The 14,936-nt window shown below is 32.4% G+C and carries 16 protein-coding genes; 9 read left to right on the top strand and 7 right to left on the bottom strand.

Going from position 1 to position 14,936, the window contains the following annotated elements:
- Positions 1-32 precede the first annotated feature (32 nt).
- Positions 33-680 carry a pyridoxamine 5'-phosphate oxidase gene (gene pdxH / locus AC1EUV_RS00360; protein ID WP_480196669.1) on the bottom strand — a complete coding sequence of 216 codons (648 nt, stop codon included), beginning with the start codon at positions 678-680 and terminating at the stop codon, positions 33-35.
- 9 nt (positions 681-689) lie between these two features.
- A complete protein-coding gene (locus AC1EUV_RS00355; protein ID WP_480196668.1) occupies positions 690-2,123 on the bottom strand; it encodes a sodium:solute symporter in 1,434 nt (477 codons plus the stop codon).
- 149 nt (positions 2,124-2,272) lie between these two features.
- Between AC1EUV_RS00355 and recR the strand changes: the two genes are divergently transcribed.
- Positions 2,273-2,890, top strand: a complete 618-nt coding sequence (gene recR, locus AC1EUV_RS00350; protein WP_480196667.1) for a recombination mediator RecR — start codon at positions 2,273-2,275, stop codon at positions 2,888-2,890.
- A gap of 161 nt (positions 2,891-3,051) precedes the next feature.
- On the opposite strand, the gene AC1EUV_RS00345 is transcribed toward recR, so the two are convergent.
- Positions 3,052-3,489, bottom strand: a complete 438-nt coding sequence (locus AC1EUV_RS00345) for a nuclear transport factor 2 family protein (RefSeq protein ID WP_480196666.1) — start codon at positions 3,487-3,489, stop codon at positions 3,052-3,054.
- A 142-nt stretch (positions 3,490-3,631) separates the two neighbouring features.
- The gene (locus AC1EUV_RS00340) at positions 3,632-4,186 is read right to left on the bottom strand and encodes a CopD family protein (RefSeq protein ID WP_480196665.1); all 555 of its coding nucleotides are present in this window, start codon (positions 4,184-4,186) and stop codon (positions 3,632-3,634) included.
- A gap of 99 nt (positions 4,187-4,285) precedes the next feature.
- Here AC1EUV_RS00340 and AC1EUV_RS00335 point away from each other — a divergent pair, with 99 nt between their 5' ends.
- Positions 4,286-4,753: a nuclear transport factor 2 family protein gene (locus tag AC1EUV_RS00335; RefSeq protein WP_480196664.1), complete on the top strand. Its 468-nt coding sequence runs from the start codon at positions 4,286-4,288 to the stop codon at positions 4,751-4,753.
- A gap of 15 nt (positions 4,754-4,768) precedes the next feature.
- Positions 4,769-5,728: an SMP-30/gluconolactonase/LRE family protein gene (locus AC1EUV_RS00330; protein ID WP_480196663.1), complete on the top strand. Its 960-nt coding sequence runs from the start codon at positions 4,769-4,771 to the stop codon at positions 5,726-5,728.
- Here the strand turns inward: AC1EUV_RS00330 and hemH are convergent.
- Genes hemH through AC1EUV_RS00315 form a run of 3 tightly spaced genes read right to left on the bottom strand, consistent with a single transcriptional unit; the run spans position 5,725 to position 8,215 of the window.
- Positions 5,725-6,759: a ferrochelatase gene (gene hemH / locus AC1EUV_RS00325; RefSeq protein WP_480196662.1), complete on the bottom strand. Its 1,035-nt coding sequence runs from the start codon at positions 6,757-6,759 to the stop codon at positions 5,725-5,727. The two genes, AC1EUV_RS00330 and hemH, sit on opposite strands and share 4 nt — an antisense overlap.
- A gap of 28 nt (positions 6,760-6,787) precedes the next feature.
- The gene (locus AC1EUV_RS00320) at positions 6,788-7,306 is read right to left on the bottom strand and encodes a TrmH family RNA methyltransferase (protein ID WP_480196661.1); all 519 of its coding nucleotides are present in this window, start codon (positions 7,304-7,306) and stop codon (positions 6,788-6,790) included.
- Positions 7,307-8,215, bottom strand: a complete 909-nt coding sequence (locus tag AC1EUV_RS00315) for a helix-turn-helix domain-containing protein (RefSeq protein ID WP_480196660.1) — start codon at positions 8,213-8,215, stop codon at positions 7,307-7,309.
- 185 nt (positions 8,216-8,400) lie between these two features.
- Here AC1EUV_RS00315 and hemA point away from each other — a divergent pair, with 185 nt between their 5' ends.
- Genes hemA through hemE form a run of 6 tightly spaced genes read left to right on the top strand, consistent with a single transcriptional unit; the run spans position 8,401 to position 14,924 of the window.
- Complete coding sequence (gene hemA / locus AC1EUV_RS00310; RefSeq protein WP_480196659.1) at positions 8,401-9,651, top strand: glutamyl-tRNA reductase; 1,251 nt, start codon at positions 8,401-8,403, stop codon at positions 9,649-9,651.
- Positions 9,651-11,243 (top strand): hydroxymethylbilane synthase, encoded by a 1,593-nt coding sequence (hemC, locus tag AC1EUV_RS00305; protein WP_480196658.1) that lies wholly within the window; start codon positions 9,651-9,653, stop codon positions 11,241-11,243. The genes hemA and hemC overlap by 1 nt, the downstream gene beginning before the upstream one ends.
- Positions 11,236-12,201 carry a porphobilinogen synthase gene (gene hemB / locus AC1EUV_RS00300; protein WP_480196657.1) on the top strand — a complete coding sequence of 322 codons (966 nt, stop codon included), beginning with the start codon at positions 11,236-11,238 and terminating at the stop codon, positions 12,199-12,201. The genes hemC and hemB overlap by 8 nt, the downstream gene beginning before the upstream one ends.
- Before the next feature lie 15 nt (positions 12,202-12,216).
- Complete coding sequence (locus AC1EUV_RS00295) at positions 12,217-12,594, top strand: hypothetical protein (RefSeq protein ID WP_480196656.1); 378 nt, start codon at positions 12,217-12,219, stop codon at positions 12,592-12,594.
- A gap of 11 nt (positions 12,595-12,605) precedes the next feature.
- A complete protein-coding gene (gene hemL, locus AC1EUV_RS00290; protein ID WP_480196655.1) occupies positions 12,606-13,895 on the top strand; it encodes a glutamate-1-semialdehyde 2,1-aminomutase in 1,290 nt (429 codons plus the stop codon).
- A 3-nt stretch (positions 13,896-13,898) separates the two neighbouring features.
- The gene (gene hemE, locus AC1EUV_RS00285) at positions 13,899-14,924 is read left to right on the top strand and encodes a uroporphyrinogen decarboxylase (RefSeq protein ID WP_480196654.1); all 1,026 of its coding nucleotides are present in this window, start codon (positions 13,899-13,901) and stop codon (positions 14,922-14,924) included.
- Positions 14,925-14,936 lie beyond the last annotated feature (12 nt).

Raw genomic sequence — 14,936 nt, 5'->3', positions numbered from 1 at the left:
CTTTTAACTTCAAATATAAATGTTTTATTTATTCATGGTGCTAGACGTTCTTTTTTCCAATCAAAATTTTCTAGTAAAGTATATCGAATTCTATCATGCATTCTGTTAGGGCGGCCTTGCCAAAATTCAATTGAAATAGGTTTTACTAAATAACCTCCCCAATGTTTTGGGCGTGGTATTTCACTTTCGTGGAAACGCTTCTCATATGCTTTTAAACTGCTGTCTAATTCTTCTCTAGAAGATACCACTGCACTTTGATTGGATGCCCAAGCGCCTAGTTTACTACCATCTGGACGTGATTCAAAATAGCCATCTGATAAATTTTGAGCTAATTTTTCTGCTATGCCCTTTATGATGATCTGACGTTCTAAGCCATGCCAAAAAAATGATAAACAAATATTGTTGTTTTGAGCAATAGCTTCTCCTTTTTCTGAATTGTAATTGGTGTAAAAAATAAATCCTTCATAAGTAAATTTCTTTAGTAAAACGATTCTGTTTTTTGGAAAACCATCTAAACCTATTGTAGCTATATTCATAGCATTGGCTTCAGAAATCAATTCAGAATTATCAGCAACTAAAAACCAATCTCTAAATAATTCAATAGGATTCTCAGGAGTGTTCTTTTCAAGTAGAGCATCCTTTTCATACGATTGGCGATGATTACTTAAGTCATTTTCCATAACACAAAGTTACTTTTTCTTAAAGATTAATAATCCTATAAAGGTTAAAAATCCATTGAGAATCAAAACGAAAAATCCAAAATCAAATCCGAAATTTTCTATCGTTAAATAGTTAATCAAATAAGTTAAGATCGGTGCGATAATAGCAATAAACGGAACTGCCTTATCTCTTACGTTTAATTTAGTGAACAAACCAAAGGCATATAAACCTAATAGTGGTCCGTATGTATATCCTGCAAATTGGAATATTTTTGAGATAACACTTTCATTAGCTATAAAATATTTAAAAATAAGAATCGTAGCTATTAAAATAAAAGAGAAAAGTATATGTGCTCTTTTTCTAATTTTTTCCTGTTCTAGAGGTGTATTCTTTTTATCAATCTCTAAAATATCAATGCTAAACGAAGTAGTTAGTGATGTCAATGCACTATCGGCACTAGAATAAGCCGCAGCTATTAAACCAAGCAAAAAGAATAGTGAAACTGCAATGCCTAATTCTCCTTGCATCGCAACAATCGGGAATAACTCATCTTTATGAGCATTTAGTTCATTAGCTGTTGCATAATCAGTGAGTAAGATTCCTAAAGCCAAAAAGAAAAAGTTAACAATTACTAAAACAATTGTAAACCAAAACATATTCTTTTGTGCATCTTTTAAGTTTCTACAGGTAAGGTTTTTCTGCATCATATCTTGGTCTAAACCAGTCATTACCACTGCTATGAAAGCTCCAGCAAAGAATTGTTTCCAGAAATAGTTTCCTGCTTTTATATCGTTAAAGAAAAAAGTTTTTGAGAGCTGGCTATCCGCTACATAGCTAAATAAGTTTTCGATTTGTAATTGATCAGAAATTTGATAAATACATACACCTACAGCAATGAGCATAAATAACGTTTGCAGCGTGTCTGTCCAGACAATGGTTTTAATTCCACCACGAAATGTATAGAGCCAAATCAATAAAATAGTAACAATTACTGTAACCCAAAACGGGATGCCATAGCTATCAAATAAGATCAATTGTAAAACATTAGCAACTAAAAACAATCGAAAAGAAGCACCTACTACTCTTGAAATTAAGAAAAACGATGCTCCGGTTTTATATGAATAATGTCCGAATCGATCTTCTAAATAGGTATAAATAGAGGTGAGGTTTAAACGGTAATATAGTGGTAGCAATACCAAGCCAATAATTGCATAGCCAATTATATAGCCTAATACCATTTGGAAATATGAAAAAGATTGTGCTTCTACCCAGCCTGGCACAGAAATAAAAGTAACACCAGAAAGCGAAGCGCCTATCATACCAAAAGCAACAATATACCAAGGAGATTTATTATTTGCTTTAAAAAAAGTATCATTGGTTGCAGACTTTCCAGTAATAAATGAGATAAGAATAAGAACGCCAAAATAGGCTGCAATAAGTAGTAAAATATGTATTGGTTGCATTTACAAATTACAATTTAAGATATACGAATATAAGTTTTTAGATGAAAGAATTTAAAACAAAGAAAAAGACAAATACAGAAATTACTAACAACATCGATTTATCTTAATAGTTTGTTCTTTTATCTCTCTCAAAATTGTAAATTCGCCTCATGGATTTTTCTTCAAAATTGCTTGAAAATGCTGTAAACGAAGTATCACAATTACCAGGTATTGGTAAACGCACGGCGTTGCGTTTGGTCTTACATTTATTAAAACAACCTAAAGAACAAACGAGTTATTTAACTAAAGCGCTAGAGCAATTTAGAAATGATATAAAACTCTGCAAAAATTGCCATAATATTTCTGATGTTGATTTATGCGAAATCTGTGCTAATAAGAACAGAAATGAGGAATTAATTTGTGTAGTAGAAGACATACGCGATGTAATGGCGATAGAAAGCACAGCACAATTCAGAGGGATGTACCATGTGCTTGGCGGAAAGATCTCACCAATAGAAGGAATTGGTCCTCAAAATTTAACAATAGAATCATTGGTAGATAAAGTATCAAGTGGCTCAGTTAAGGAGATTATATTTGCGCTGAGTTCTACTATGGAAGGCGATACTACAAACTTCTACATTTATCGCCAAATAGAAAAGTATAATATAAAAGTATCTACAATTGCGCGTGGTATAGCTGTAGGTGATGAACTTGAATATGCCGATGAGATTACACTCGGGCGTAGTATTTTAAATAGGATACCTTTCGAAAATAGTTTGAAGGCTTAATTTTAGTTGCGCCTATCAGTTTGTGTATGGATAGTTGCGAATCTTGTGCAACTTATTTAGCAAAGGAAATCGAACCTTAGGAAAATCCGAAGGTTTTTCCGAGAAACACTAACCCGAGCAATTAATTATACACGTTGTTAATAATAATTTTTTCATTTGATTTATTCATTCCAATCCATTCCTCCCAGGATGTACCATTTTTCACCTCTTTTTATCCATGTGTGTGTCAATCTCGTACTACTTTTAAAAAGAAAAAGACGATAATGAAGAATTGCAACATTATTTTCAATATGAATTCCTTGTTTTTCAATTCGGAATTTTGTGTCTGCTTGCATTGGTTTCGAAAAGTATTTTTCCAAATAATCCGAACCTAAATCCTTTTTTGCAGAGTTCTCTAAACGACTTGGCCATCCTAGAAAATTTTCGTCCCACATTGATAAGATTTTTGAATGATCAGCGTCTTTATGTGCCTTTATATATTCTTCTTCCAAATTCCATAAAACATTTTCTTGGTTTTCGTCAGTTTGACTTTTATCAGTACACGACAGTGTTAAGCCTATGAACAAAATTGATAAAAACGTAATCTTAAATTCTTTCATTTAGTAGGTTTTTGGGTGATAATTAGTTGATGTTTGAAAATTCTAGCCAAATTATTGCTAACACTAGGCTAATGTGAGTTTTAGTTCATCTTAGCGACTCATAAGCGAAGTTCGATGAAATTTCATTAAGATGCAAACCAAATTAGTTGCCTTTTTCCCAGTTTTTCTTTGCTCGAAGTTTTTTGTATAGTTTAATACCTAACATTAATAGAATAGAAAATACTATTAGACCAACAACCCCATAAATCCAGTTAACAGCATTTTTAAGTGTTACTAGAAAAACAATTGAAAAAAGTATAATTGTCGCAACTTCATTCCAAATTCTTAATTTGTTTGAAGTGTGTTTTACAATGTCTTTTTGAAGCTCAGCATATATTTTATGACAAAATAAATGGTAGAGATATAGCAATACTACAAATCCAAGTTTTACATGCATCCAAGGCATTTCTAAATAAGTTGGATTTTGATACAACATCCAAAAAGCAAATATACTTGCTAATATTGCTGATGGCCAAGTGATAATAAACCACAAGCGTTTACTCATTAATTTATATTGTTTCTGTAAAATACTTTTATCTGGCTCTGATTTTTCTTCGGCTTCAGTATGATAAATAAATAGCCTAACAATATAAAATAGACCTGCAAACCATGTAATGACAAAAATAATATGAAGTGCTTTAAGGTTGAGAAAGTCCAAACGGATTAAATTTTATTACTCGCAAAAATAGCAGATTAACAGTTTTGTAACATAACATTTTAGTAATTATTTATTAATTAGCTATTTAAATCATTAATTATGAGACCTGTTATAAAATCAACGCTTTTTTTCTTTGCACTTTTTTTAGTTTTTTCATGTACTAATGCTAAACATGACAATAAACCTATTGTCAATGATGATGATAAGAGTAAGCTTACATATCTAAAAGAAGTAGAATGGCCAAAAGCGTATCGTGAGCAAGACACTATTTTACTAGACCGAATCTTAAATGATGATTTTCAAATGGTGCGAGCAAATGGAGATTGGTCAACAAAAGCAGACGAACTTAATTGGATAAAAAATAACAAACCAAGTTATGACTCATTTCGATTTGAGATCAAACGCTTAGATATCTATGATAATGGCACAGCTGTAGTTTCTGGAACTGGTCACATATTGAATGATACGGTTAAAACTATTTATCAATCTAGCAATATCTTGATTAAGAAGGGTGGTGCTTGGAAAGCCATTACTTCTCATGTTTCGGGAATAAAAAATGTAAATTAACTTTTAAAAACTATAATGAGACATTTTAAGGTTTTAGCAATTACAGTTTTATTCTTTATGGCTTTAAGTTGTCAAAATGATAAGCCAATTGAAGTTTTAGAATTAGATATTCCAAAGAATACAATTCCTGAAGGTATTGCTATAGATCCTAATACCGGCTCCATTTATATTAGTAGTATTCATCTTAATACTATCACACGATCAGATAATAATGGAAAGAACGGTGTTACTTTTTTACCTAAGGATTTCTGTGGTTATTCCACTGGGGTTGGCATGGAAATTTTTAAAAATAAATTGTATGCCTTGGGAAGTTTTAATAGAGAAAAAAGATCAATCTTGGTAATTAAAGATTTAGACGATTCTGATAGTTACAATGCGGAGTGCTTTTTATTGCCAAGCAATGTAACATCTTATTTTAACGATTTAGCTGTCAATAATGACGGTAGTGCTTATATGACGGATACTGATTCTCATAAGGTTTACTTTTATAATGCCAAGACAAATACGATCAATGTTTTTATGACGGATGAGCAGATTCAATACCCAAATGGTATAGCTATTTCAGATGACCAGTCTAAACTATTTATCGATTCTTATACTCATGGAATTCGAATAGTAGATATTGAAACTAAAAAAATATTAAATGCTCGACATAAGGAATCTACTAAAATAGGAATCGATGGCATTAAATATTATCGAGGAAATTTATATGCAATTAGAAATGGAGGAAGAGATAAAGCCAAACATGGTTTATATCGATTTTTATTAAGTAAAAATGAAGATGAAATTAAAGAAGGTCAAGAGTTAGTAGTTAATCATGGGGCAATGGATATACCTACAACGTTGGCCATATATAATAACCACGTTTATATCTTGGCAAATAGCCAACTCTTAAACTTAGATCAAGAAAAGAATGAGATTATTGATCCAAGCTCTTTACAATTAACTTATATTATAAAAGTAAGAATAAACTAAATCAATACGCTTTTTTCAGACCATTCTTCAATCCACTGGGTAACGGTATTTATCCATTTCTCATCTTCATTAACACATGGTATGTATTTAAAAGTTTCGCCGCCAGCTTCCATAAATTGATGTTTCCCTTCCATGGCAATCTCTTCTAAGGTTTCTAAACAATCAGCCACAAAAGACGGATCAATAACTGCAATTTTCTTTTTCCCTTCTTCCTTTGGCAATCGTTCAAATTCAAAATCAGTATAAGGCTTTAACCATGGGTCTTTTAACAAGCGAGATTGAAATGAATTGCTATATGTCCCTTCTTTTAAATCAAGTTCTTCTACGATGACTTTAGTTGTTTCAAAACATTGATGTCTATAACAAGTTCTATGCGCATTTGATGGAGTGTCGCAACAAGTACCATCTATTTTACAATGGGATTTTGTAGTATCAGACTTATAAATATGTCTTTCTGGTATACCATGGTAAGAAAATAGTATATGATCATAATCATAACCTTTGAGATTCTTTTTTATAGTTGTACTAATTGCCTTGATATATGCTGCATTATTATAGAAAACGGGAAAAATATCCATTTTAATTGTAGGAAAATCAGATCGATTAATTTCTTTAGCTTTCTCAACTACTGTTTCATAAGAGCTCATAGCATAATGAGGATATAATGGAAGTAATAAAATTTCTTCAACACCTTGATCTTTCAATTGTTGTATTCCTTTTTTAATACTCATGGAGCCGTAGCGCATACCCAAGGCTACAGGTATATGAAGCTTTTCGGCTACTTTTTTTGTAAAGCGTTCTGATATAACCACTAATGGGGAACCTTCTTTCCACCAAATTTTTTGATAAGCTTCAGATGTTTTTTTTGGCCGTGTTCTTAAGATGATGCCTTTTATAAGTAAAAAACGTTTCCAATAAGGGATATCGATTACGCGCTCATCCATTAAAAATTCATCTAAATATTTACGTACGTCTTTAATTTCTGTGCTGTCTGGCGACCCAAGATTGACTAATAATACTCCTTTTTTCATATTTATTTCCCATGAAAATGGGAATTATTTAAATTAAACTTTTTATTTCTGTTAATTGATTTGTTACTTCATACAAAGTAATAGCTAAGCTATGAACTACATTCATAGAAGAATTTCTGCCATACATTGGTATGACTATACTTTTATCTATAAGATTTATGTTTTCTATCCCGTTTCGTTCACTGCCTAGTAGCAATACTATTTTTTGATATTGAGTAAAATCAAAATCTTTTAGATTAATACTTTGATCTGTTACTTCAATACCTAGAACGGTGTTTCCTTCTTTTTTTAACTGGTTGACTAAGTTTTCGAAATCGGAATACTCCGTGTAAGAGATTCTGTCCAGCGTATTTCTAGCAGTCCGTTTAACTATTCTATTATCTATAGATGGTGAATTTTCGTGCAGATATATTTTTTGGGCACCAAAACTTTCTGCAACTCGAAAGCACATCCCAATATTTTCTGGGGTTCTTATAGCATCGCAAACAATGGTTATAGGAAATTGTCGCTGATGGTTTTTTATGTCTTGGTGTCTTAATTGTTTCATTTAACTATTTTGCAAAGCGCTAATGTAACGTTTAGGAGTGGTGCCATATTTCTTCTTAAAAGCAGCTATAAAATGACTTGAAGTACTATAGCCTATTTTATGCCCAACTTCGTTTACGTTTAGTTTGTTTGATTCAAGTAATTTACGTGCGTATTCCATTTTGTAATCGAATAAAAAACTATATACCGAGTCACCATAAATTTGCTTAAAGCCTTCTTTTAATTTTTTAAGAGTTAAACCAACCTCATTAGCCAACTCTTGTAACCCTGGTGGCTCTGACATTCTATTAATTACTATGTCTTTAGCTTGTCTAATCTTTAATACATTTTGCTCATCTACCAAAAATGGACATTGTTCAATATCAGCATCTTCATTTCTATTAAAGTAGAGACTTAAAAGCTCATATGCTTTTCCTTTTAGATATAATTTTTTTATTGAATGATGAAGATTATTACTTAATATCTGATTCAAAACCACAGACATTGTTGGTGAAATAGCTTTATTATCATAATATTTTTTATCCTTATTATCATCACTTAAAAAGTGTATATAATCTGCCTCTAAAGAAAAGAGAGCATGAAATTTTTTTATAGAGATCAATATAGAAACCACCCAAGAGTTCGGTTGTAACTCCAAATTTAAAGGAAGGTCACGTTGAGGGTTGTATAATAACAATGAATATTCGGTATTAACATCAAAGGCATAATTACCTTCATTAAAAAGAAATTTAGAAGCACCTTTTAAACAATAGTGAAATTGGATAAAGCTGCTATCTATTTCACGCACAACCTGTTGTGATTCCTTAGTGTCATTTTGCAATTTGAGTATAAAAAATCCATCCTCTAATTGAAACTCTTCAATAGAACCTTCAGCGATACTTTTATTAATGTTGTTTGAGTTTGATTTCATTTTCACTATTTAGAATAGGTCTAAATAAATTATATTTAAAACCCTTATTCTGTGGCAAAAATACAGTTTTTTGTAACTTTTTGGTATAATGCTTATCTAAAAAACTTACAACGTTATAAAAAAAACCTGTAGCGTTGTTTTTTTAATAGTGCTACTGCTATTTTTGTTCACGAATTTAGAACTACATGAAGCGTTATAACATTTCGAAGCATACTACATTTTATTGTATTGGTTTAAGTTATAAAAAGGCGAATGCTGAAATAAGAGGTAAATTTTCTGTTAGTGCCGAAGTAAAAGAGAAGGTGCTACAACAAGGCAACGATACTGATTTAGAAGAATTAATTGTTATTTCTACATGCAATAGAACAGAGATTTATGGTTTTGCTGAACACCCTTTTCAGTTAATTCAATTACTTTGTGAAAACACAGTTGGTACTGTTGAAGAATTTCAGCAGGTCGCGTATGTTCATAAGAACAACGAAGCTATTAGTCATTTATTTAAAGTAGGTACGGGTTTAGACAGTCAAATTTTAGGAGATTTCGAAATAATTAGCCAATTAAAAAAAGGTTTTAAATTATCGCAACAATATAATTTGATAAACCCTTTTTTAGAACGATTGGTAAATGCAGTAATACAGGCAAGCAAACGGATTAAGAACGAAACTAATATATCTACTGGGGCTACTTCTGTTTCTTTTGCATCGGTACAATATATTCTAAACAATGTTCCTGACATCTCTAATAAGAATATCTTACTATTTGGAACAGGAAAGATAGGTAGGAATACTTGTGAAAATCTTATCAAGCATACTCATAACAATCAGATAACTTTAATTAATCGCACTAAGAATAAGGCCGAAAGAATAGCTGGCAAGTTTAATCTAATTGTGAAGGATTTTGAGCAATTAACATCAGAAATAAATAATGCTGATATTCTAATTGTGGCGACTGGCGCTGAAAAACCTACCATTACTAAGGAGCAAATAGATAAGGACAAAAATTTGTTGATTTTAGACCTATCTATACCTAAAAACGTTTCTAATGATGTAGCTGAACTACAAAATGTACAGTCAATACATCTTGATCATTTTTCACAAATTACAGACGAAACTTTAGAAAAGAGAAAGCGTCAAGTTCCAAAAGCTCAAAGCATTATTGATGAGGTAGAAAAAGAATTTATTGCGTGGTTAGAGACACGCAAATTTGCTCCTACAATAAAAGCTCTAAAATCGAAATTGAAAGAAATTCAATCTCAAGAAATTGATTATCAGCGAAAAAAACAGAATGATTTTAACGAGCTACAAGCACAGGTTTTGTCTGATAGAATTATACAAAAAATAACGAAACACTTCGCTAATCACTTAAAAGACGACAGCTCATCTGGTGAAAGCATAGAATTGATTTCTAAAGTTTTTCAACTAGAAGAAACCAACTAATGAGTACCACAATAAGAATCGGAACTCGCGACAGTGAGTTAGCACTTTGGCAGGCAACGACTGTTCAACAACAACTAGAATATTTAGGATATACTACAGAATTAGTTCCTATTAAAGCAACTGGAGATTTAGTACTTGATAAACCTTTATATGAGCTTGGTATCACAGGTATTTTTACTAAAAACCTAGATATCGCTCTATTGAATGACGAAATAGATATAGCTGTTCATTCATTAAAAGATGTACCGACGGTTTTACCGAAAGGTATTGTACAAACTGCGGTTTTAAAACGTGGGAATAATAACGATTTATTGGTTTTTAATAATAATGAAGAGTTTTTAGCCCAAAAAGAAGCTTTAATTGCCACTGGTAGTCTACGTAGAAAAGCACAATGGTTAAATAGATATCCTACACATACAGTTATAGATCTTCGTGGTAATGTAAATACGCGCTTAGAAAAGATTTCTAATAATGATTGGAATGGCGCTATTTTCGCTTCCGTTGGATTAGAACGAATCAACAAAAAACCTGAGAATTCTGTTCAACTTAATTGGATGGTACCAGCACCAGCTCAAGGAGCAATAATGATTTGCAGTCTAGATGAAAATGAATTTGCTAAAGAAGCTTCTGCAAAGTTAAATGATGAAGATTCCGAAATTTGTACAACAATAGAACGAGAGTTTTTAAACGTTTTAGAAGGAGGCTGTACTGCTCCAATAGGAGCATTGGCTTACATTAAAGAAATTGAAGATGCTCCAAACGAAGTCCATTTTAAAGGCGTTCTGTTAAGTAAAGATGGTAGAAAAAAAATAGAGACTACTAAAAAAACAAAGTTTAGAGACTGGAGAACTATTGCTAAATATTGTGCAGGTGAAATCATTGAAAGAGGAGGTAAACGCATTATGTTAGAAGACGAAGGTTTGTTGCCTAAAAAGACAACAGTTTTTTCGACTAAAAAATTATCAGAAGCTCAAGAGAAATTATTTCATAATGATATTGCTGTGGAAAGTAGTGATTTTATCAATATCCGATTTAATAGATTAGGTCCAAAGATTATAAAAAACGAAATAGAAAATGTAATCATCACCAGTAAAAATGGAGTAGCATCTTTACTAAGTAATTTTTCTGCTGTAGAATTACAATTTAAAAATATTTATTGCGTAGGTAGAAGAACAAAAAAACTAATTGAAAAGCAAATTGGTAAGGTAAAGCATTCAGAAAAAAATGCTCAGAAACTTGCTGAATATTTAACTAAAGAAATCAAAGGACAAGAAGTAACTTATTTTTGTAGTGATCTACGCCTAGACACGCTACCAAAAGTTTTAACTGAGAATGGTATTACTGTAAATGAAGTTGAAGCTTATAAAACAATGTATAGCCCAAATAATGTTGAAGAAAATGTTGGTGGCGTGTTGTTTTATAGCCCATCAACTGTAGAGAGTTATATGCAGCAAAATACTTCAGATAAAACTGCATTTTGTATTGGTGAAAGTACTGCCAAAGAGGCAAGAAAGCATTTTAAAAATGTAGAAGTTGCTAAAATTCCAACAGTAGAAAGTGTTATTGAACTTGTAAATCTTCATTATGTATAGGACAAGAAGACTTCGTAAAACTGAAAATATTCGTCGATTGGTTCGTGAAACCAAATTATCTGTTGACGATTTTATCTATCCTTTGTTTATTGAAGAAGGAGATAATATAGAGACAGAAATTGAATCTATGCCTGGCATTAAACGCTATTCTTTAGATAGAATTTCAAAAGAATTAGATGAAGTTGTAGAGTTGAATATACCTGCTGTGTTATTATTTGGAATTCCAACAAATAAAGACGAAGAAGGTACAGAAACATGGAATGATAACGGAATTATGCAACAAGCAATCCGTTTTATCAAAAAGAATTACCCTAGTTTATATGTAATTACTGATGTTTGTTTTTGCGAATATACTTCTCATGGACATTGCGGAATTATTCATAATAATGATGTTGATAATGATGCTACCTTGGTAAATATCGCAAAGCAGGTTATTTCTCATGCCAAAGCAGGTGTTGATATGGTGGCGCCGTCGGGTATGATGGACGGAACTATCGCTATGATTCGTGAAAGTTTAGATAATTCAGGGTTTCCAAATCTGCCAATTATGGGGTATTCGGTAAAATATGCTTCTGCATTTTATGGACCATTTAGAGATGCTGCAGATTCTGCACCAACTTTTGGTGATAGAAGAACATACCAAATGGATCCATCCAATAGAGACGAAGCGCTACGAGAAGCTACCTTTGATGATGATGAAGACGCAGATATTTTAATGGTAAAACCTGCATTGTCGTATTTAGATATTATAAGAGATTTAAAAAATAATTTTGACAGACCAATTGCTTGTTACAATGTAAGTGGCGAGTACGCAATGGTAAAAGCTTCAGCCGAGAAAGGGTGGATTGATGGAGAAAAAGTAATGATGGAGAGCTTACTATCTATGAAAAGGGCAGGAGCAGATATTATTATAACTTATTTTGCCAAGGAAGCCGCAAGATTATTAAATAAGCAATAATAGGGTTTTGATGATGTGAAAAAAATATTAAATTATATAGATCTAATTTTCACTAAAGATGAACTAGTAGGACTTTGGAATTCTGGGAAAATTGACAGTGGTGGTTTCAATATGATAGCTGGCCATAGTCTTGAGTTCAAGAAAAATGGAATAGGATATTCCTATTATTATGATTTACTTAATGATTCTAAGAAAGTTGAAATTACAGAAAAATTTAATTGGTTAAGAATTAGTAAAAGTGAAATTAGAATAAAGCTTTATGAAGATATTAAATGGGATTATTTAGAATATTGCATCTCAGAAGTTGAAGGACCATATAATTCGAAGCTTAAGAAACTTGTTAAAAAAGGTACAAATGAATTTTGGCATGCGATAGAGCCTTTATATAAATAAAAGGAATTTGAATGAACTTTAAGAAATCACAAAAATTATATAACAAAGGATTAGTAAACTTAGTAGGAGCAGTAAATTCTCCTGTAAGAGCATTTGCTTCAGTAGGTGGTAATCCGCTATTTATTAAAAAAGCTAAGGGTAGTAAAATAGTAGATGTTGATGGTAATGAATATGTAGATTATGTATTGTCTTATGGCCCTATGATCTTAGGTCATCGTCATAAAAACGTACAAAAAGCAATTACTAAAGCTTTAGAAAATGGCTATTCTTTTGGAGCTTCCACTGAGAATGAAATAAAACTAGCTAAGATTGTATGTGATGCTTTCCCAGAAATGGATAAAGTTCGTTTTGTGAATTCGGGCACCGAAGCCGTATTAAGTGCTATTCGTTTGGCTCGTGCTTACACAGGGAAAGACAAGATTATTAAGTTTTCAGGATGTTATCATGGGCATCAGGACGCTTTATTAGTAGCCGCAGGTTCAGGTCTTGCCACGTTGAGTTTGCCAGGAAGCAAAGGTGTACCAGATGGTGCAGTAAAGAATACCTTGATCGCTAATTATAATGACATTGAAAGTGTAAAAAAACACTTTAAAAAACATAAAGATATTGCTGGAATTATCATTGAGCCTGTAGGTGGAAATATGGGTGTTGTAGTTCCAAAAGATGGATTTTTACAAGAGTTAAAAGATCTAGCTCATAAAAACGGAGCGGTGTTAATCGCTGATGAGGTAATGACAGGCTTTAGATCAAAATTCGGCGGAGCACAGGAACTATTGAGTGTCGAGGCTGATATTACATGTTTAGGCAAAGTAATTGGTGGAGGATTTCCAGTAGGTGCTTACGGAGCTCGAAATGAAATCATGGAACAGGTAGCACCATTAGGAGGAATGTATCAGGCTGGAACGTTAAGTGGTAATCCAATTGCAATGGCAGGAGGAATAGCTACATTAGGTGAGTTAAAAAAGCAAAACCCTTATGAACGATTCGATGAGTTAGCGAGTATCCTTGAAGTGATCCTTAAAGAAAAAGCAAAAAAGCACAATGTTGATGTTGTTGTAAACCGTTTCGGATCTATGATCAATCCTTTCTTTGCTAATAATGAAGTAACTAATTTTGAAGAAGCTCAACAATCAGATACTAAAAAATTCGCAACCTTCTTTTGGGAAATGATTAGAAATGGCATTTTCTTACCACCATCGCAATTTGAAGCATGGTTTCTATCATCCGCTTTAAGCGACAAGGATATTGAAAAAACATCAAAAGCAATTGATAAAGCAATGGAAGCCGTTGCTAATATGTAAGATATGATAAAAAACGATTTATTTTTAAGGGCTCTAAAAGGAGAAACTGTTGAGAGACCACCAGTTTGGATGATGCGTCAAGCGGGGCGCTATTTACCTGAATTCATGGAAATACGTGAGAAGTACGACTTCTTTACACGTTGCCGCACTCCAGAATTGGCATCAGAAATTACAATACAGCCAATTCGCAGATATGGAATGGATGCCGCAATTTTATTCTGTGATATTTTGGTTATCCCTCAAGCTATGAATATTGAGGTAGAAATGAAACCCAACTTCGGACCTTATCTACCTAATCCAGTACGGGATCAAAAGGCAGTGGATAATGTAATTGTACCAGATATTGATGAAACATTGGGTTATGTAATGGACGCAATTAAAGCTACAAAGGAAAAGTTGAATGATGAGATTCCTTTAATTGGTTTTGCAGGTTCACCATGGACAATTTTATGTTATTGTGTTCAAGGTCAAGGAAGTAAAAATTTTGATAAAGCAAAGAAATTTTGTTTTACCAATCCTATAGCTGCGCATCAATTGTTACAAAAGATTACAGATACAACCATAGCTTATTTAAAAAAGAAAGTAAAGGCAGGTGTAAATGCGGTTCAAGTTTTTGATTCTTGGGGGGGGATGCTTTCACCAACCGATTATCAAGAGTTTTCTTGGCAATATATAAACCAAATCATAGAAGCACTAAAAGATGAAGCACCAGTTATTGCTTTTGGAAAAGGGTGCTGGTTTGCTTTGCAAGAAATGGCAAAATCGAATGCTTCTGCTCTAGGTGTTGATTGGACAATCACTGCTCGTAATGCTCGATATTTAACTGGAAATAACATTACGTTACAAGGTAATTTTGATCCTACACGTTTGTATTCTCCACCTTCAGAAATTAAGAAAATGGTGACCCAAATGATTAATGATTTCGGTAAAGATAAATATATAGTCAATTTAGGTCATGGTATTTTACCAGATGTTCCATTAGATAATGCAAAAGCATTTATTGATGCCGTGAAGGAATATAACCCGTAGTCGTAACTTTTT

Source organism: Maritimimonas sp. 2304DJ26-3 (assembly GCF_056591635.1).
The sequence above is the reverse complement of the archived record's forward strand: the minus strand, read 5'-3'. Positions and strand labels throughout refer to the sequence as shown.

Excerpts from the sequence above, each read along its gene's own strand:
- AC1EUV_RS00345 (WP_480196666.1), bottom strand. The coding sequence starts at position 3,489 with ATGAAAGAATTTAAGATTACGTTTTTATCAATTTTGTTCATAGGCTTA.
- AC1EUV_RS00355 (WP_480196668.1), bottom strand. The coding sequence starts at position 2,123 with ATGCAACCAATACATATTTTACTACTTATTGCAGCCTATTTTGGCGTT.
- recR (WP_480196667.1), top strand. The coding sequence starts at position 2,273 with ATGGATTTTTCTTCAAAATTGCTTGAAAATGCTGTAAACGAAGTATCA.
- hemC (WP_480196658.1), top strand. The coding sequence starts at position 9,651 with ATGAGTACCACAATAAGAATCGGAACTCGCGACAGTGAGTTAGCACTT.
- hemH (WP_480196662.1), bottom strand. The coding sequence starts at position 6,759 with ATGAAAAAAGGAGTATTATTAGTCAATCTTGGGTCGCCAGACAGCACA.
- hemE (WP_480196654.1), top strand. The coding sequence starts at position 13,899 with ATGATAAAAAACGATTTATTTTTAAGGGCTCTAAAAGGAGAAACTGTT.
- AC1EUV_RS00320 (WP_480196661.1), bottom strand. The coding sequence starts at position 7,306 with ATGAAACAATTAAGACACCAAGACATAAAAAACCATCAGCGACAATTT.
- AC1EUV_RS00330 (WP_480196663.1), top strand. The coding sequence starts at position 4,769 with ATGAGACATTTTAAGGTTTTAGCAATTACAGTTTTATTCTTTATGGCT.
- hemA (WP_480196659.1), top strand. The coding sequence starts at position 8,401 with ATGAAGCGTTATAACATTTCGAAGCATACTACATTTTATTGTATTGGT.
- hemB (WP_480196657.1), top strand. The coding sequence starts at position 11,236 with ATGTATAGGACAAGAAGACTTCGTAAAACTGAAAATATTCGTCGATTG.
- AC1EUV_RS00315 (WP_480196660.1), bottom strand. The coding sequence starts at position 8,215 with ATGAAATCAAACTCAAACAACATTAATAAAAGTATCGCTGAAGGTTCT.
- pdxH (WP_480196669.1), bottom strand. The coding sequence starts at position 680 with ATGGAAAATGACTTAAGTAATCATCGCCAATCGTATGAAAAGGATGCT.
- AC1EUV_RS00335 (WP_480196664.1), top strand. The coding sequence starts at position 4,286 with ATGAGACCTGTTATAAAATCAACGCTTTTTTTCTTTGCACTTTTTTTA.
- hemL (WP_480196655.1), top strand. The coding sequence starts at position 12,606 with ATGAACTTTAAGAAATCACAAAAATTATATAACAAAGGATTAGTAAAC.